Source organism: Candidatus Microthrix subdominans (assembly GCA_016719385.1).
In the GTDB taxonomy this organism is placed as follows: domain Bacteria; phylum Actinomycetota; class Acidimicrobiia; order Acidimicrobiales; family Microtrichaceae; genus Microthrix; species Microthrix subdominans.
Window position 1 is genome coordinate 41,242 of sequence record JADJZA010000005.1, and the last position, 15,460, is coordinate 56,701.

At 64.6% G+C, this 15,460-nt stretch carries 19 protein-coding genes and 1 pseudogene; all 20 read right to left on the reverse strand.

Annotation, left to right across the window (positions count from 1 at the left end; translation table 11 throughout):
- Window positions 1–3 precede the first annotated feature (3 nt).
- Window positions 4–540, reverse strand: coding sequence for a hypothetical protein (locus IPN02_07860; GenBank protein MBK9296745.1), 537 nt, complete (start codon window positions 538–540; stop codon window positions 4–6).
- A gap of 49 nt (window positions 541–589) precedes the next feature.
- Window positions 590–1,009 carry a hypothetical protein gene (locus tag IPN02_07865; protein ID MBK9296746.1) on the reverse strand — a complete coding sequence of 140 codons (420 nt, stop codon included), beginning with the start codon at window positions 1,007–1,009 and terminating at the stop codon, window positions 590–592.
- Between the two features lie 97 nt (window positions 1,010–1,106).
- Entirely contained in the window at window positions 1,107–1,406 is a 300-nt protein-coding gene (locus IPN02_07870) for a hypothetical protein (protein ID MBK9296747.1), read from the reverse strand.
- Window positions 1,407–1,492: 86 nt separating this feature from the next.
- On the reverse strand, window positions 1,493–1,894 hold the full coding sequence (locus tag IPN02_07875; GenBank protein MBK9296748.1) for a hypothetical protein: 402 nt from the start codon (window positions 1,892–1,894) through the stop codon (window positions 1,493–1,495).
- The gene (locus IPN02_07880; protein MBK9296749.1) at window positions 1,891–3,612 is read right to left on the reverse strand and encodes a hypothetical protein; all 1,722 of its coding nucleotides are present in this window, start codon (window positions 3,610–3,612) and stop codon (window positions 1,891–1,893) included. Before IPN02_07880 ends, IPN02_07875 begins: the two co-directional genes overlap by 4 nt.
- Window positions 3,613–3,785: 173 nt before the next feature.
- On the reverse strand, window positions 3,786–4,064 hold the full coding sequence (locus tag IPN02_07885; GenBank protein MBK9296750.1) for an HNH endonuclease: 279 nt from the start codon (window positions 4,062–4,064) through the stop codon (window positions 3,786–3,788).
- A gap of 253 nt (window positions 4,065–4,317) precedes the next feature.
- Entirely contained in the window at window positions 4,318–4,677 is a 360-nt protein-coding gene (locus IPN02_07890; protein MBK9296751.1) for a hypothetical protein, read from the reverse strand.
- 905 nt (window positions 4,678–5,582) lie between these two features.
- Window positions 5,583–5,870, reverse strand: coding sequence for a hypothetical protein (locus tag IPN02_07895; protein ID MBK9296752.1), 288 nt, complete (start codon window positions 5,868–5,870; stop codon window positions 5,583–5,585).
- Between the two features lie 12 nt (window positions 5,871–5,882).
- Entirely contained in the window at window positions 5,883–6,206 is a 324-nt protein-coding gene (locus IPN02_07900) for a hypothetical protein (GenBank protein ID MBK9296753.1), read from the reverse strand.
- Window positions 6,207–6,268: 62 nt separating this feature from the next.
- The gene (locus IPN02_07905) at window positions 6,269–6,799 is read right to left on the reverse strand and encodes a RusA family crossover junction endodeoxyribonuclease (GenBank protein MBK9296754.1); all 531 of its coding nucleotides are present in this window, start codon (window positions 6,797–6,799) and stop codon (window positions 6,269–6,271) included.
- Window positions 6,799–7,587 (reverse strand): hypothetical protein, encoded by a 789-nt coding sequence (locus tag IPN02_07910; GenBank protein ID MBK9296755.1) that lies wholly within the window; start codon window positions 7,585–7,587, stop codon window positions 6,799–6,801. The genes IPN02_07905 and IPN02_07910 overlap by 1 nt, the downstream gene beginning before the upstream one ends.
- A gap of 126 nt (window positions 7,588–7,713) precedes the next feature.
- Window positions 7,714–8,076, reverse strand: a complete 363-nt coding sequence (locus tag IPN02_07915) for a hypothetical protein (protein MBK9296756.1) — start codon at window positions 8,074–8,076, stop codon at window positions 7,714–7,716.
- 119 nt (window positions 8,077–8,195) lie between these two features.
- Entirely contained in the window at window positions 8,196–9,353 is a 1,158-nt protein-coding gene (locus tag IPN02_07920) for a hypothetical protein (GenBank protein MBK9296757.1), read from the reverse strand.
- 30 nt (window positions 9,354–9,383) lie between these two features.
- Window positions 9,384–9,833 (reverse strand): hypothetical protein, encoded by a 450-nt coding sequence (locus IPN02_07925; GenBank protein ID MBK9296758.1) that lies wholly within the window; start codon window positions 9,831–9,833, stop codon window positions 9,384–9,386.
- A 32-nt stretch (window positions 9,834–9,865) separates the two neighbouring features.
- Window positions 9,866–10,266 (reverse strand): annotated as a pseudogene (locus IPN02_07930) (pentapeptide repeat-containing protein).
- 519 nt (window positions 10,267–10,785) lie between these two features.
- A complete protein-coding gene (locus IPN02_07935) occupies window positions 10,786–11,022 on the reverse strand; it encodes a hypothetical protein (GenBank protein MBK9296759.1) in 237 nt (78 codons plus the stop codon).
- A 199-nt stretch (window positions 11,023–11,221) separates the two neighbouring features.
- On the reverse strand, window positions 11,222–11,992 hold the full coding sequence (locus IPN02_07940; protein MBK9296760.1) for a pentapeptide repeat-containing protein: 771 nt from the start codon (window positions 11,990–11,992) through the stop codon (window positions 11,222–11,224).
- A 90-nt stretch (window positions 11,993–12,082) separates the two neighbouring features.
- Window positions 12,083–12,796, reverse strand: coding sequence for an ATP-binding protein (locus tag IPN02_07945; protein MBK9296761.1), 714 nt, complete (start codon window positions 12,794–12,796; stop codon window positions 12,083–12,085).
- A gap of 370 nt (window positions 12,797–13,166) precedes the next feature.
- Entirely contained in the window at window positions 13,167–14,381 is a 1,215-nt protein-coding gene (locus tag IPN02_07950) for a hypothetical protein (GenBank protein MBK9296762.1), read from the reverse strand.
- A gap of 154 nt (window positions 14,382–14,535) precedes the next feature.
- Window positions 14,536–15,399, reverse strand: a complete 864-nt coding sequence (locus IPN02_07955) for an ERF family protein (GenBank protein MBK9296763.1) — start codon at window positions 15,397–15,399, stop codon at window positions 14,536–14,538.
- Window positions 15,400–15,460 lie beyond the last annotated feature (61 nt).

Here is a 15,460-nt window from a genome sequence, read left to right on the forward strand (position 1 = left end):
TATCTATCTAGCGGTGGCTGTGAGCGTCCACGAGCGACGCTCCCGGCCTGATGGGTGGATGTTGAGCACGACGCGGCGTCCGAACCTGTCGCGCAGCACAGCAGCCTGAGAAGGGAAGTGAGAGTCGGGGAACACGTAGGACGCATCGCTTTGGCCGGCGTCGAACAGGTAGGCCTCCACCGGGCGGGAGCGCTGCCCGAACTCGGCAGCGATCGGAGATGTCCCCGCTCGACGCCAGCGGGCTGCTTGTCTGAGCACTGGGGCGCCGCTCGGGCCGCGCTTAGCGGTGCTGAGCCGCAGCTCTCGCCTCGGGTGGCGCAGAGGAACTCGGATGATGCGTTCCCCGTCTGCTGGCTTCCCGAGGTTGGCGTCGGGCAGCAGAGCAAACCGGACGAACAGCTCCCCGGTGTAGGCGTAGTGGCCTGCAGAGGCTGGGAAGGTGCGCTTGCACCAGTCCCAGCCTCCGAGCTGCCCCACTAGCCAGCAGAGCACCGGCGGTCCTGCCAGCAGCAGCGGAGTCCACTCAGACCAGAGGCTCACGCTTTCCTGTCCTCTGTCGTGAACTGCTGTTGGGTGTTGTTGTCGGCGCTCACTTCATGCGCTCCAGGATCGAGAACACGAACTCGCGGTTGGACGTGTCGAGTTCCCAGATCAGATCGAGGGTGACCACACCAGGCTCTCGGCCGTAGCCAAACAGGGCGCCAACGGCCAGCTGCCACAGCACTCGCTCCCCCGTGGAGAGGTTGCCAGTCATGCTCGTGCTCACTCTGGCCAAGATGGCGTTCTGGTATTCGATGCGAGCACTCTCACGCTGAGCGGCCTCAACCTCGGGAGAGATCGCGAGCTGCGCCAAGGTGTGCAGCCCCCCGACTGTCCAGCGAGCAGTATCGTCGAGTCGGGACATGAACGCTGCGGACGCTTGCAGGTCAGAGAGACGCTCGGGCAGCGCTCCTGTGACGAGGCGGAGCTGAGCGAGCGCCTCTTCGGGGTTCATTGAGTGGATGGGCATGGTGTGTCTCCTCAGGTAGCGGGTAGTGGTTTGCAGCCCAAAGGGCGGGGGCACTTGGTGCCCCCGCCCGAGTGGGCCTCCTCTCTGTTGCGGCAGCTCAACCAGCGGACACCTGCTCGGTTAGCGTCACCAGCCCGAGGCGGACCAGCGCTGCGCTCGTGTTCAAGAACACCCGGTGGCCAATCTTGTCGGTTGACTGCCCGAACTCGGCTAGCACCTCCTGCGCCAGCTCTGCAGCAACCCCGTCAGCGGTGGGGTCCACTCGGCGGCGCTTGGCGACCGTCAGCACCAGACCGACCAGCTCATTGTGCCAGGTGCGTGCCTCGTCGTCTGTGAGTAGTTCGACTCGGTTCCGGACGTCTTGGCTGGTGAACGCCTCGGCTGCTGTCTTGCTCATTCTGGGCCTCCTCAGGCTCGGGGCGCTTGCTGCGCTCCCTCTAAAGTAAGTGTAACCCACGCGTTAGCGCTGCGCAAGGGGGGGGCTCAGATTCCGAGGGGGCACGGCCTCGTCGGAGCGTCGAGCCGCTCAGGGAGAGGAACCCCCGCCGTGCTCGGGTTCGGCAACTCGGCAGCGGGAATCTCAGGGTCGTACCGCTCGGGGTCATAGAAGACACGACGCCACCCTGTCGGCTCGTCCTGCAGCACTGGGGTCCACTCCCACAGCACCTCGAAGCAGAGAGCCCCTGGCCGCTCGACGTCCGACTGCGGGAACAACGGGTGCCCCAGCTTGACGGGCAGCGCCAAGTCGGCCTGAGTCGTGGGGCGGGGCCGCTCACGCTGAGCAGTGACGTAGACGTCAGCACCACTCACCACGAGCACCAAGACGACGTAGCCAAGGAGGATGCCCAACAGCAGCCGGACTCGGTGCGGTGCAAGTGGGTTCACGCGCTCAGCTCCTCGTCGTTGTGCTCGTGCTCGCGCTCGTGTGTCGCGTAAACGCGTCGGCCATTCAGCCCGCGCCGCACCAACCCAGCCTTCTCGAGCGCTGCGACGTTTGATGTCCAGTGCGACTCGCTCATGTTGCCCAGATGTTTCCGGCCGTGCATCGGTCGCAAACCCTCGGGCCCGGCTGCTGCGACCGCGTCCCAGACGTTGCCGGCCCGAGTCACGCCGCTCTGCACCAGAGCTGCGAGTTGGTTAGTTGGCCTGATGAGACGGGCGGGGCGAGCGGGCGGGATGCGTCCACGCGCGGTCCCGTCTCTAGGGGGCCCATAGGAGGTGGGCTCAGAAGCGCCTTCGTGGCGGTCCTCTGGCGGTTCGGAGGTGTCGTCGTGGCGGCTGGGTGGCACCAACCTGGCACCAGGCTGGCGGTTACCTCGTGCTAGTTCAGCAGCAGCGTTCACGGTCTTGTTGTCGAGCCAGTAGGTGCGAGCCCGCGTCCAAGAACCAGTGGACCCTCTCGCGTGCACATGACCCGCCGTAGCAGGCTTAGCGGGTGGCAGTTTGTGCAGCGGTGCCTCAGCGCTGCACCCACCAGTAATGACGTGCGCGTGGACTGGGTTCTCTGCTTTGTAGCCCACCTTCTGCGGAATGTTGTTTCCCAACTGTGTTGGAACAGCCGCCTTCTCTGGGTGCTGTGTTGCAACCATCATCACCACACCAGCGGCGCGGGCTTTCTCAGCCACCTTGATTGCTCGCGTGATTGAGGCTGGGTCTGCGAACACGTCACGCGCTTCGTCGATAACAACCAGCACCATCGGACCGTCAGCACGCGTCCACTGACGTTGCCCGTTTCCAATCTGGCGCAGCCTGTCACGCATCACACCGTGAACTTGGCGCATGAACTCCACCCACAGCTCCGCGGTTGCCTCGGCTGCTTCGTCCTCGTCGTCGATGTCTGGAGGCTCAGCGAACACGGTTGCTGCGTTGGCCCACATACCCAGCTCGACGCCTTCTTTGGGGTCAGCGATCCACAGTTCGATATCGCCAGAGGCGATCCATGGTGCAGCGTGGGCTAGCACTGCTTGGACACCGGACGACTTGCCCGACCCTGACATGCCACCGAACAGGGTGTGCTGCCAGTCGAGGTACAAGACTGATCCTTTGTCGGTGAGTCCGAGCGGGATACGCGTCGGCTTTGACGACTGGCGTTCGGGCACCCCTGGGTAAGGGATCGGTTTGCTCAGGAAGTCGCGGGGCGACTCAACCTCCACGACAACCTCGCCGGCGTGCTTCCCACCCCTGACGTTGATGTTGTTGAGTGGACGCCCAAGCACAGACGACAGCTTCATGCCGATCTCGTCGAACGGTGGCACTGCGCCACGCGGCCAACGCACTGCGAGAGACACGCCACGCGCCTCGTTGCTCTCGGGGAAGAACAGCTTGCGGATCTGCATCAGCTTGGTTGACGGCCACCCAGCATGCTCGTTGATTTCTGGCCACGCCTTGCGGATCGCCAGCCTTGACTGCCACCACGCCCAACGCTCCCAGCTGCCCAGCATCTTTGTTGACACAGCCAGGAACGCTGCAACAATCACAGACACCCCCAGCTTGCTTGGCTCAGCCCCGTAGATCAGACCTGCCCCGGCTGCTGCGACAGGTACCGCGAGTCGGGGGTCACGAATGGGAGTCCACCAGCGGCCGTCCCCAAACAGGATGAACACCCCGGCTGTTGTTGCAACAGCTGACCCCTCGGGTGTGATGTACGCGATGGCGACTGTGAGTGCGAGAGTGGCCCAGAGCCAAGCGGAGCGCACGAGCGCAGCCAGCAGCAGCTTGCCAGGGCGAGCGGGCATTATGCGGCGGCTCAGGGGCCGGCGGCGGCGTGATCGAATGCTCATGTGATCGTGAACCCTCCGTAGACGACAGCTACCGCGACACCAGCGGGCCAGAGCGCCCACACTGGCCAGTCGGCGGGGCCGGGGATAAATAGGACTGCTTGGCCTCGGCGCGTGACTCGATCTGACAGGCTGATATTGCACGAGGCGCAGAGTGCCCGGTAGTTCCAGCGTTTGTTTGGCCCTCCCCACGACCACGCCCATACGTGGTGCAGGTGCTCACTTACTTTCGTCCAGCACATACGGCACCGGCGAGGCGACCCGAACCTGTTGGTCATCACCTTCTCTCGGTCCTCTGCTGTGATCGGACCTCGTGAGCTGCTTGACCGTCCGTGGAGAGTGTTACTCAACCGGCGCGCTGCACGGCGTGGTCTCATCGCAAGGAAGCGCAGCAGCCAAACGGTGTAGAACGCCAGCCACAGTCCAGCAAGCGCAGCCACAGCGGGCCCGTTGGCTGTAAACCTGAGCACTGCGATCGGGGCTGCTGTGATCGCTGCCCACTCGACCATGAACTGGCCGGCGCGTTTCATGTCACTCGCTTTCGGTGCTGGCGAGGCTCTGCGCAGCAACGAGCTTGTAAACACTCAACACGTCGTCAGTGTGCAGCACGGTCGGGACACGGCCGGGAGTGGTTGCTCGGGTGACCATCGCACTGGGAACCTTGAACTGCTCGTTCAGCTCCTCGCGGGTCGCGTCCGAGGTGTGGTAGCCGAACACAAGGTCGTCTGCCACGCGCTGTGCAGCCTCGAGCAGGTTGGCATGCGCGGCTTTGAACGCGTCGACTGCAGCCAGTGCGTCCCGGCGTCGCTGGTCTACCGCTTCGGTGTTGACCAGGGTGACAGCGTCGAACAGTGGGTGCTTGAAGTAGTTCCGTAGGCTCATGGTGAGCACCCTAGTGCTAGTGCAGTGACACCTGATAGCCCACTAGCACTCTGATGAGTGCGGGACAGCTAGAACGGGTCGTCCGGGGCGCGGCTGATCGCAGCTCGCACACCTGCGCCAGAGAGCCCCGTTCGCCCAGCTAGTTCGGCGTGAGTGAACGTCCCCGAGCGGTTGAGGCGCCTCATCAAGCGGTCCCGCTCGCCGCGGATTTCAGCGGCAGCGTGGAGGGTCATGTTGAGGCTCTCAACGAGCGAAGACAGCGCCTCGCTGCCGTGCGCTCGTGCTTCTGCTCGATCAGCTGGGGCGCTCACTCCCCGCCCCCGCTGTCGCCGCCCGCAGCCGGCCCAGCAGAGCCGCCCGGGCTCCCTGTACCAGCAGTGCTCGACGTGCCCTGCTGCTGCGGGGCAGCCCGCTGCTCAGCGGCTCGCTCTCGGAACCCTGCAGCGACGCTCGCTCCTTTGGGGTTGCCGGCCTCCACAAAGTCGGCTAACTCGTCCCAGTTGACTGGGACTGTGGGAAGACCGCGAGCAGCGGGGTCCACCCCTCGTCCTGTGGTGGCGCTCACCCGACGACGCTCCACAGTCGTCGTCAGCTCTGACAGGCCGCGGCGCAAACCGATCGTGCCATCCTTGTCAGCGCAGAGCCCGAGATCGGACGCCTTGGCCAAGAAGTCGGGGCCCGGTTCGTAGCCCTGACTGATCCCTTCTTCCCATAGCTCACGAGCACGGGCCAGCTTGAGCCCTCGGAACAGCAGCCCGAGGTTTTCGGCCTGTTGGATCGCTTCGCGGCACCGCGATTCGGCGTCCTCGCCGGTAAACCAATCAGACAAACGGCCGGACGCGCGGCCTCGAGCCGGACGTCCAGCTGAGTGGCCAGTGACTGTAATGATGCTGCGCGCCATGCGCGCCAAGGTATCACCCGCTGGTGTCACACTGTTTCTCGTACCGGCGCAGGTCGCGGGTGACCTTCATTGGGGTGAGCGAGCTACACGCTTGCAAGATGATCCGGTTCGGGATGCCCATTTCGTGCACAGCGTCCCCGATCAGCTGGGTTCGCAGAGCGATCGCAGCTTTCTCGGCTGCTACCGCCTCCTCGTAGGCGACTGCTGCAGCTTCAATCTTTGCGAGGTACAGCGCGTGAGCCTGGAGCATCTGCTCATCTGTGGGCTTCGCTGCTGGGGTTGGGGCGATGTCGGTGGTCATTCTGGGAACTCCTCAGGGTTGGTGGTTGGGGGATCGGCTGAGCACGTCAAGGAAAAACACGGAGTCGACGACTCCGACTGTGAGACAGGTGGGACGCCGGTTTCGTTTCTCCCACCACAGAGCAGCGAACTTGCCACCCGCCGGGCTGAGATCGACTCGACGTTTGTTGTCCGGAGAGACCCACCCGGGGACGCCGTTGTCGTGCCAACCAGCATGCTTGAGCGCCACCTGGAACTCGTCACGTTGGGTGTCCTCCTCGGCGGGGTCGTCAGGATCTGACCAGTTGCACTGATCGGGGGTGGGGTTCATAATGATCGAGGCTCTCCAGCTGCTCATATCAAACCTTTCGTGAAGTAACGCGTGGATGAGTGTAACGCACGAGTAGCACACCCAGTGGCTCAGCGGTCGGGGTTGGGTGGGAGCGGATCGTCAACGTCTGGGATCTTGCCGGGGGGCAGGTTGCCGGCAGCCCACCATTCCCCGAGGCCCTTCTCGATGCGAGAGAGGGGACGGACTGTGACTTCAACGCCCTCAGCTCCAGTGGTGCTGAGGTACTTGAAGACGTGGAGCACGGACACCAGAGCGTCGTCGCTCATAATGATCTTGGACATTGAATCGAGCACTGAGCGGGTCAACTTGTCAGCGTCGGGGGTGGTCCACCACAGCCAACGCCACCGCGGGTACGACTTGGGTTTCTTCTTCCAGAACACGAGCGTCACCTCAACAGGACCGTCGATTGGCTGAGTGAGCCCGTTCTTGGTGGCCCACAGCTGCGCCTCAGTTGCGACCATTGCGCGCCACGCCTTGTGGGTGCCTCGCTTTCCTAGCGACTCTGACTCGACGCGTCCCTTCCCGAACGGGGCCTTTGATCCCTGGGGGCGAGCCTCACCGAACGCTGTGAAGTGAATGTGCCCGTCGCCGGCTGCCATTAGCGCTCCCCGTCAACGAGCGCTGTGACGAACCATCCGCCACTGCCGCTATCTCGATCAGGTTCGATGCTCAGCTCCCCGGGGACAACGTGGTAGCAGGTGTGCAGCGCTCGGAGCAGCTCGGGCAGCTCCTCGTCGACCGAGTAAATAAACTCGTCGCTCCGCTTAACTTTGGGCGCTGCGAACAGGGTTAGCGTCGAGTAGTTCTGGCGTGGTGTTTGCTGAGGCCCCCGGTGGCTCTGCGGCCTTGGGCGCGAGAGGTAACGCCACTGGTTAACAACTCGCAGGTTGTGCCGGCGCTGAGCCCACGCTGTGACCGTGTCGTCGCCGGTAAACAGCTTGGCGCCGTCGATGCCCCTGCCCGTCTTGTGCAGCACGAGCCCACCCGGCTTGACGATGCGCACCGCCTCGTTTATGCCGGCCATGCCCAGCTCAACAATCGCGGCCGGCCGTTGTGATCCGGTTCCGTAGCGTTCGTCCATCGTCCACCCCGCCGGGGTTCCCTTTGGCATGTAGGGCGGATCGAACACCACTACGTCGAATGAGCTGTCAGGGAACGGGGCTGCTGTGAAGTCTCCGGCCACGTCGCCTCGTGCGCGAGGGTCGCCCACAGTGTTGAACATTCTGACTAGCTCGTCTGGCTGCCACTCCTTCCAGAAGGTCCCTCTCCCATTCGTGAGGTCGAGGATGCGCATCGAGCGGTCCAAGTAGAACGGGACGACTCCCTCCGCGATCAAGTGGCCATTGGTGCGCCACTGTTGAGCTGCCATTACGTCTGCTGCGCTCATCTCAGTTCACCCTTTCAACAGCTCGGGCGTGACCGTCAACGACTTTCCCGGTGCGTTCGATCACCACGAGCGCACCCAGCGGGAAAAGGTAGGCCCCGTTCGTGGGGGTTGGGGTAAAGGTGGTGGTCATGTTGGTGGGTTCTCCTCAGGGTGTTTAATGGTGGTGCCGTACGTGCCGAGCAGCCGACCGAACGTCGGGTGGTGTCCAGTCCAAACGTGGTGGGCTCGGCACAGAGCGATGATGTTCTCGGGGTCGGTGGAGAGATCTCGGCGGGACCCCTGGGTGGCCTTGTGCTGGGGGTCAACTCCGATCGTGCACTTGACAGCGAGCGCTGAGCTGAGCGCCTCGAGCACGTCGTCGCTTGGTGGCCCGTGTCTGCGCAGCTCTCTGGCGATTACGGGAAGCTGGCAGGTGTAGCGATCCCGGGCGAGCGCTATATCTTGTGCTGCGACGACAGCCTTGCGGTGCTCGGACTGCTTGGGCGACACCGCTCGCAGAGCGGTCCGTCGCTGTAGCTGCCCGGTAGGTGCTGTGCTGCTCAGCGCAGACTGTTTGCGGTCGGCACGGGCTCGGAGCGGGGCTCTCCTGGGTGGCATCGGTGAGCGTCTCATTGCGCAATCCGAATGGGCATGAGAACAGCGACCAGCTGCCCGGACTCAAAGATGAGTCCTTTGGATTCGGACGCTCCCCAGCCAAGAAGAACCTCGTCGGTGTGAGCGTGGCGCAGCAGAGCGAGGAACCGATCGCGTGAGAGCCCGAGCGAGTACGTCGGCGGCGGAGCGCACTCGACCTCGGCTGAGTAAAGCGGGGTGCTAGCAATCTGCTGGATGCCACTCAACGTGATGCGGTGAGGCTGCGAGGGGTGAGGCTGCGGGGTCACTCCGATCTGTTCGGCTGGGCATCCGAGCGCTGCAGCGAGCAGGTCGGCTCGCTTGACCGCTGCAGCGCCACCCTCAGCGTTCTTTGCTGGCCGGCCAACCTCAGCGATGTTGAAGATGGTGGGGAAGGTGGGAAGCAGCGACGAGGCCTTTCGCTTGCACTCTGCGACTGTGGTGATGACCTGATTCTCGTTGTCGAGTGAGCGAGTCTCTACGCCAGTCTGCTGGCGGTTGGACTCGGGGTTAGTGGTCGGGCTGTACTCGAACGACACTGAGCACCCACGCTTGGTGTGGTACCGCAAGTGGTGGCGAGGAACAGCCATCCCATCCACTTTGACCGGAACATGCGTCTGGTGTTCTGTGGTGACCGTAACTGCGGTGTACGAATCGGTGGTCCACCACACTCCATGCTCCTGGTCTGCCACTGCCCACTGCAGCGCCGGCCGGTTCGGATCGTTATCGACCACGCCGCTCAGCAACTGGCATTCAGTCGCTGTAAAGACGTGCGTATGTGATTGGCGCACCCGCGGCGAGTCGGCAGGGATCTCCTCGTTGGGTAGCAGCCGGATCGACCACTTGGCGACGATGGTTTCAATGCACAGCTCGTTCCCGTCGACCCACACTTCGGGCTCGGCTCCCTGCAGCCGGGAGCGCACAGCGCGCAAGTCAGCCTCAGTGACGCTGACTGCTTGTTTGCTGCGAGAGACAGGGTTGCCCCAGCTGCGAGTCACGAACGTGGCCCCGTCTGAGGTGTAGTGCGAGCACGAGATCCCGCTGTCCGAGAGGCGGATCACGGGGTTCGGGTGCACAGCGTTACGGGATGAGCGTGGAATGGTCAGAAGCTGCTTGAGCTGCTTTTGTGGAATGGACAGGGTTGAAGTGGACACTTGATGCTCTCTCTGTTTGGTGGGCTGGGGTCAGGCTGCGGCTGCAGCTTCGAACAGTGCAGGGTCGATCGAGGCGAGAACGCTGTCGAGCGTCGGGTCGCTCGTGTTGACTGGTTCGTTCCAGTCGAGCCACACCGACTGAGGCGGCACACCAAACCAAGTGGCGCACTGGTCAGCAACGCGGTCGGTCATGTTCTCGTCGCGGTACAAACGGCGCTCCAGCCACTCGGGCATCAGCTGCCAGTTGAAGTCGTGGAGAGAGGCGACGTACTCACGCAGCGGCTCGACTGGCCATGTGGGGGCGCCGGTAGCTTCTACCCACGGGTCGAACCCGTGCCGGCTGATGCGACCTGCGGCGGCTGCTGCAGCTGCGCACTGCTTGCACACGTCGGACCCTTCGCGGTGGTGCGCTCGTGCACCGTGGCGGCTGCGCTCCTCATAGTGCTCACAAGTGTTCACGCATGACTGATTCTTGCTCATTTTGGGCCTCCTCAGGCTGCTCAGCGGGTGTGTTACTGGGGTGGAGTAAACCCGCTTGGCCATGTTGTCCAGTTGTCATGGTTGGCGCCGCTCAGGTTGGCGCCGCGCAGGTTGGCGTAGCGCAGGTCGGCGTGCGCAGGTCGGCGCCGCATCAGTGGGTCAGCGCCGCGCAGGTTGGCGTAGCTCAGGTCGGCGCCGCGCAGGTTGGCGCCGCGCAGGTCGGCGTAGCGCAGGTCGGCGCCGCGCAGGTTGGCGCCGCGCAGGTCGGCGCCGCGCAGGTCGGCGCCGCGCAGGTCGGCGCCGCGCAGGTTGGCGCCGCGCAGGTCGGCGCCGCGCAGGTCGGCGCCGTACAGGTTGGCGCGTCGCGCAGGTTGGCGCCGCGCAGGTTGGCGCCGCGCAGGTTGGCGTCGCGGCCATCCGATGGACGTCCCACACGTCGAGGACCGCAGCCTGGGACACCCGTAGCTTGGTGGCGGCGACGTGAGCCACATCAGCCGCCCGGTAGCCCACGATCTGGCAGACATGCACCGGGCCAGTCGCGGACAGACCCCGCCACCCCAAAGCGATGTGGAGCCCGTGGGAGCACTCGGCGGCGGACGCGTCTGCGTCAATGCGGGGGGTCCAGTTGCCTGGCCACGGCCACCGAAACGACGGGTCATGGTTGGACCGGCCGTCGGGTCGAACTGATCGAACTCCCAGAGTGACGTGTTCCCCGTCAGCAATGCTGGTGGGGAGTGTGAGGTCGAGGTGTTGTGCGAGTTGGGTGATCGCCAGGTATCCGGCTAGTGCTGCGGTCATGTTGGGGCCTCCTCAGGCTCGGGGACGTGCGTTGCGCTCGCCCTCTGGTGAGAGTGTAACTCACGCGTTAGCGGAGTGCAAGCGGGGCGCCCCAAAACGAGCAAGTGCCCCAGCTGAGGCAGCTGGGGCACTTGTTGGGGGGACTTTGGGGGAGCTACGCGAGCGCCAAGCATGCCTCTCTGGCCTGTCGCACAGCACGGGCCTTCAACTCCTCGGGCTGCAGGACTGTCCGCTTGAGGTACTTCGTCTGCGAGCGGTAGCCCCTCATGTGGTCGAGGTACTCGACGCTGGCGTGCACGAGCCCGAGGGCGCTGCCCCTGTTCCCGTCGCACGTCGGGCCGTTGTAGATGCGGTCGAGCACTCCGCGGGCCCTGCTGATGTTCTCGCGCACCCTGTCCGAGACCTGCTCGCCGCGCTCAGCGGGGTCGGCAGGAACATGGCCACAAAGTCGAGGTAGGCGTTCTCACTGGCCGGGATGCTTGCGAGCTCACGCATGACTGATTCTTGCTCATTTTGGGCCTCCTCAGGCTGCTCAGCGGGTGTATTACTGGGGTGGTGGAGTAAACCCGCTTGGCCATGTTGTCCAGTTGTCATGGTTGGCGCCGCTCAGGTTGGCGTCGCGCAGGTCGGCGTCGTACAGGTGGCGGAGCGCAGGTCGGCGCGGGACAGGTCGGCGGAGCGCAGGTCGGCGCGGCAGGTTGGCGCGGCGCAGGTCGGCGCCGCGCAGGTCGGCGCAGGGGCGGCAGGGGCGCAGGTGGCGCGACAGGTTGGCGCCGCGCAGGTTGGCGCCGTACAGGTTCGGCGCCGCGCAGGTTGGCGCCGCGCAGGTCGGCGCCGCGCAGGTCGGCGCCGTACAGGTTGGCGCCGTACAGGTCGGCGCTGCACAGGTCGGTGCCGCGCAGGTCGGCGCCGCGCAGGTCGGCGTCGCGCAGGTTGGCGCCGTGCAGGTTGGCGCCGCGCAGGTTGGCGTCGCGTGCAAGCCAGTGAACGTCCACTACGTCGAGAACCGCCACCTGCGACACCCGCAACTTCGTGTAGCCACGGTGGACCACATCAACCTCGCGGTAAGCGACGATCTGGCAAACATGCACCGGGTTTGTGGCGGACAGACCCCGCCACCCCAAAGCGATGTGGAGCCCGTGAGAGCACTCGGCGGCGGACGCGTCGGCGTCAATGCGGGGGGTCCAGTTGCCGGGCCACGGCCACCGGAACGACCGGTCATGGTGAGAGCGCCCGTCGGGGCGAACCGATCGGACACCGAGGGTGACGTGTTCCCCGTCAGCAATGCTGGTGGGGAGTGTGAGGTCGAGGTGTTGTGCGAGTTGGGTGATCGCCAGGTATCCGGCTAGTGCTGCGGTCATGTTGGGGCCTCCTCAGGCTCGGCGCTGTGTTGCGCTGCACAGAGTGTAACTCACGCGTTAGCGCTGCGCAAGTGGGTGAGCATTCTCATGCTAGGCACCGCGGCGGCGGTCCGGGCCCACCCACTCGATCACTGCTGTGCGCGCCCCCTCACGCCCCAACATGAGCCGAGACCAGATCATCTCGTCCAAGACGCTGCGCAGCTGCTCGGGGCTGAGGTTGCTCGTCGTTACGATCGGCCGGCCGGCTGACCACCGGGCATCCACGAGAGACCCAAGCGTGTCGTGTTCCCAGCTGGTGAGCTGCTTCGCAGCTATGTCGTCGATCACGAGCACCCCAGCGCTCACCAGGGACGGCCGGTGCAGAGCACCGTCGGGGCGCAACCCATCAAACAAGTCGGCTGCTGTGAGCCAGCGAACGTGCGTCCCGTCCCGTCCGGCGATCCTGCGCATCTGAGCAGCAGCAGCGTAGGTCTTGCCGGCACCTACTCCGCCGATGTGCACGAGCGAACGCCCCGCTGGTGCGTCGGCCCACGCTCGCGCTTCCTGTGCTGCAGCAGCGTCCGGGTGTCCCTCGCTTGGCAGGTCGCTCAGCTTGGCGGTCTTGAACACAGCTGGGAGCTGCCGCTCGACAAGGTCGAGCATGCGGCGGCGGAGCAGTGTGCCAGCGTCGAGGGGCTCAGCCTCGGGCTCAGCGTTCGAGCTGCGACGCTGCTTCAACCGCTCCTCGAACTCCGCGATGCGCGCCCTAAGCGGGGCAGAGGTGCCAGCTGCTCGCTCTGCGATGGGGTCGGAGTCAGTTCTCATAGCTCGATCAGCCCTCCTGGCCCGCTGCGTTGCGGCAGTTGCCGCGGCCCCCCATTGTTGCGCACCGCAGTGACACTTTCGGGCTCATCAGCCCAACACCCTTTGTTAAGCCACGTCGCTGGGTACTTAACGAACTGCGCTGCAGTGCTGAGCTGGTCGACCTCTTTGGCGTACCGCTGAGCGCCGGCAAGAATCTCCTCGAGCTGGGCCCCGTCATTGAGCGCCTTGGTGAGCGCCTTGGCTGCAGCCTTGGGTTCCTTGCGTCTGGGGTACACCGCCCAGAACTGCTTCGAACGGGTCGTTGCTGCTGGGATCGTGCGCCGAGGCGTCAGCCGAGGGTATGTGTTTCTCTTTCCCCTGGGTCTCTTTCTTACTGGGTCTCTTTTTGCATGCAGGTTCCGGCAGGAACACTCCTGCCAGATTCGGCAGCAACAGTGCTGCAGCTTTCTGCATGATCGTTGCTGCAGGATTCTGCAGGAACGGGGAGCGACTGCTGCAGCGACCCCCACGGTGGGACTTCGCCGCGCTGCTGGCAGATGTGCGTCTTGCTGCTCGTGTTCATCCGCCGGCGCCGGTACACCCAGCCGCGGTCAACCAGCTCCCCGAGGTGTGTGGAGATGGTGCGCTCAGCTGGGATGAGCGCCTCGACCTCGTCGCGGGTGCCGTGCCCGTACTGGACACCTCGAGTAATGAGCCGCTCCCTGATACCGGGGATTCCTGGCCATGCTTGCGACGTGTCGCCGGCGAAGCTGAGTAACACGGCGTACATTTCTTTGGCTGCTGCGCTCAGCGCTGGGTCGAACACGAGCGAGTCGGGAACGATTCGGAATGTGGATCGGGTGGTGAGCGTATGTCTGCTGCTCATCTCGTTGGCCTCCTCAGGCTTCTGGGTTGCGTTGCTGCCCGAGCGTAACCCTCGGGCGTTGGGTTGGCGCTGCTGTCCGCTCTGAGCTGCCCTACAGCGCCGCTCTCGTGTTCCCCGCTGCAACTGTGCAGCACAGCAGAAAACACGAGCGGGGGACGTGCTCAGCGGGACAGTGCTGGGGGATCTGCCTCCGTGCTCAAGGTGTTGGACAACCTGCCACACGTCTGCTGCGTTGCGGCCGGTCGGCTCGATCGAGTCGCACAACTCGGGAGCCCCGCCCACCTCGAGCGCCGAGAAAATAGCTCGGGCCCACGAGAGGCCTTCCCCGTAGCGCAGCTGCAGCGCTGTCCGCGCTACGTCGTAGATGCGCACCGGGTCGGACTCCTCGTCGAGCGGCTGCAGCGTGGACTCCTGCAGCAGCCTGGCCGGCTCGGGGTCGGAGACGTTGGTGCCCATCGTGTAGTCGAGCCACTCGATCAGCTCGCTCAAGTCATGCCCAACCAGAGCGGGGCGCATCTTCAGCCTCGGGGGGCGCCGCATCTTCTCGATGAGTTCCCCGAGCAGCTTGTTGGCCCGGTATTGCATCTCACCGGGGGCCGGCGCGGTGTACCGGTCTTTGGTGCTGCCGTCTCGGGGGAGCTGCTCGGGGGCTGCTGGCGTGAGCAGGTCGAGCTGTGTAAGTGCTTCGCTGAGCGTGGTCGTGCGTGCCTCGATCGACATGTCCTCCCGCAAGTACCAACGGACGCTAGAAGACCAGGCATCGCTTCGTGCCCAGTAGCTCCCACACGGTGAAGCCCAGTTGGTTCCGTTGCTGCCCCTGTCGGGCTCGGTCCATCCTCGCTCTGCGAGCGCTGCAGTGAGTTGGTCATCCATCTCAGCGACCCCCGTTTCCCTGGTTGGCATGCTGCGAGAGAGCGTCAGCCTCAGCTTCTCGGCGTGCTCGCTCAGCATGGGCGTCCGCCTGTTCCTTGGACTCCCGAGCGAGTCGCTGCGCTCGTGTTTCGCTGCCCTCCAGATGAGCGTTAGCCTCGTCGATCATCTGCGCTTGCTGCGGTGGTGCTTCCTCCTCAGCTGCGAGATGGTCGCGCTGCGCCTGAATCTTCTCCAACCTCGTCGCCAGCTTCTGAGCCTCAGCGAGCTGGTCAGCGTTCCAGTCTTGGAACCCTGCTCGTGTGATTGGCGGCCATTGGTGCGTGTCAAACGCCGCGGTCGCCTTCTTGCGCAGGTCCTCGTCTGTGAGCGCCTTGAACCGCTTCCCGACTGCTTGCACGTCTTGGGCTGCAGCTGGGGGAGGGGACGCTGCTCGTGCGTCGTCGTCCTTCCCGATTGCGATGTTCAGCGCCGCTCCGAGGGCGTAGCGCTTGGCGTAAGTGAAGATCCCGCCGGCTTTCTGGCCGTCAACACCTCGGGGCATGATGAGCCCAAACTCAACCCACCCTCCCGACTTGTGGCGAAACCTCGTGCGCACGTCAATGTCGCCGGGGTAGGGGCACGGCTGCGACGACTGCACCACCATCACGTCAGCCGCCTCGAAGTGCGGCCGGAGCGCTGTTTGGAGCGCCTCGAACGACAGGTAGCGGTAGGTGTATTGGCCGGTATCCGCTTCGCTGTCCGCTTCGATGCGTTGCACTGCGTCTTGGATCTTTGCGACCGCTTCCCAGGCTGCGCCCGGGTCAGCGCCTCCCTCTTGCGTTCCGTGGTTCCACGCTGGGACTGCGTCGAGTAGTTGGGTTTCCATCTTGGGCCTCCTCAGGCTTCGTGTTGGTTGGTGCTCAGCTCTCGGCTGGCTTGGTGGGTGT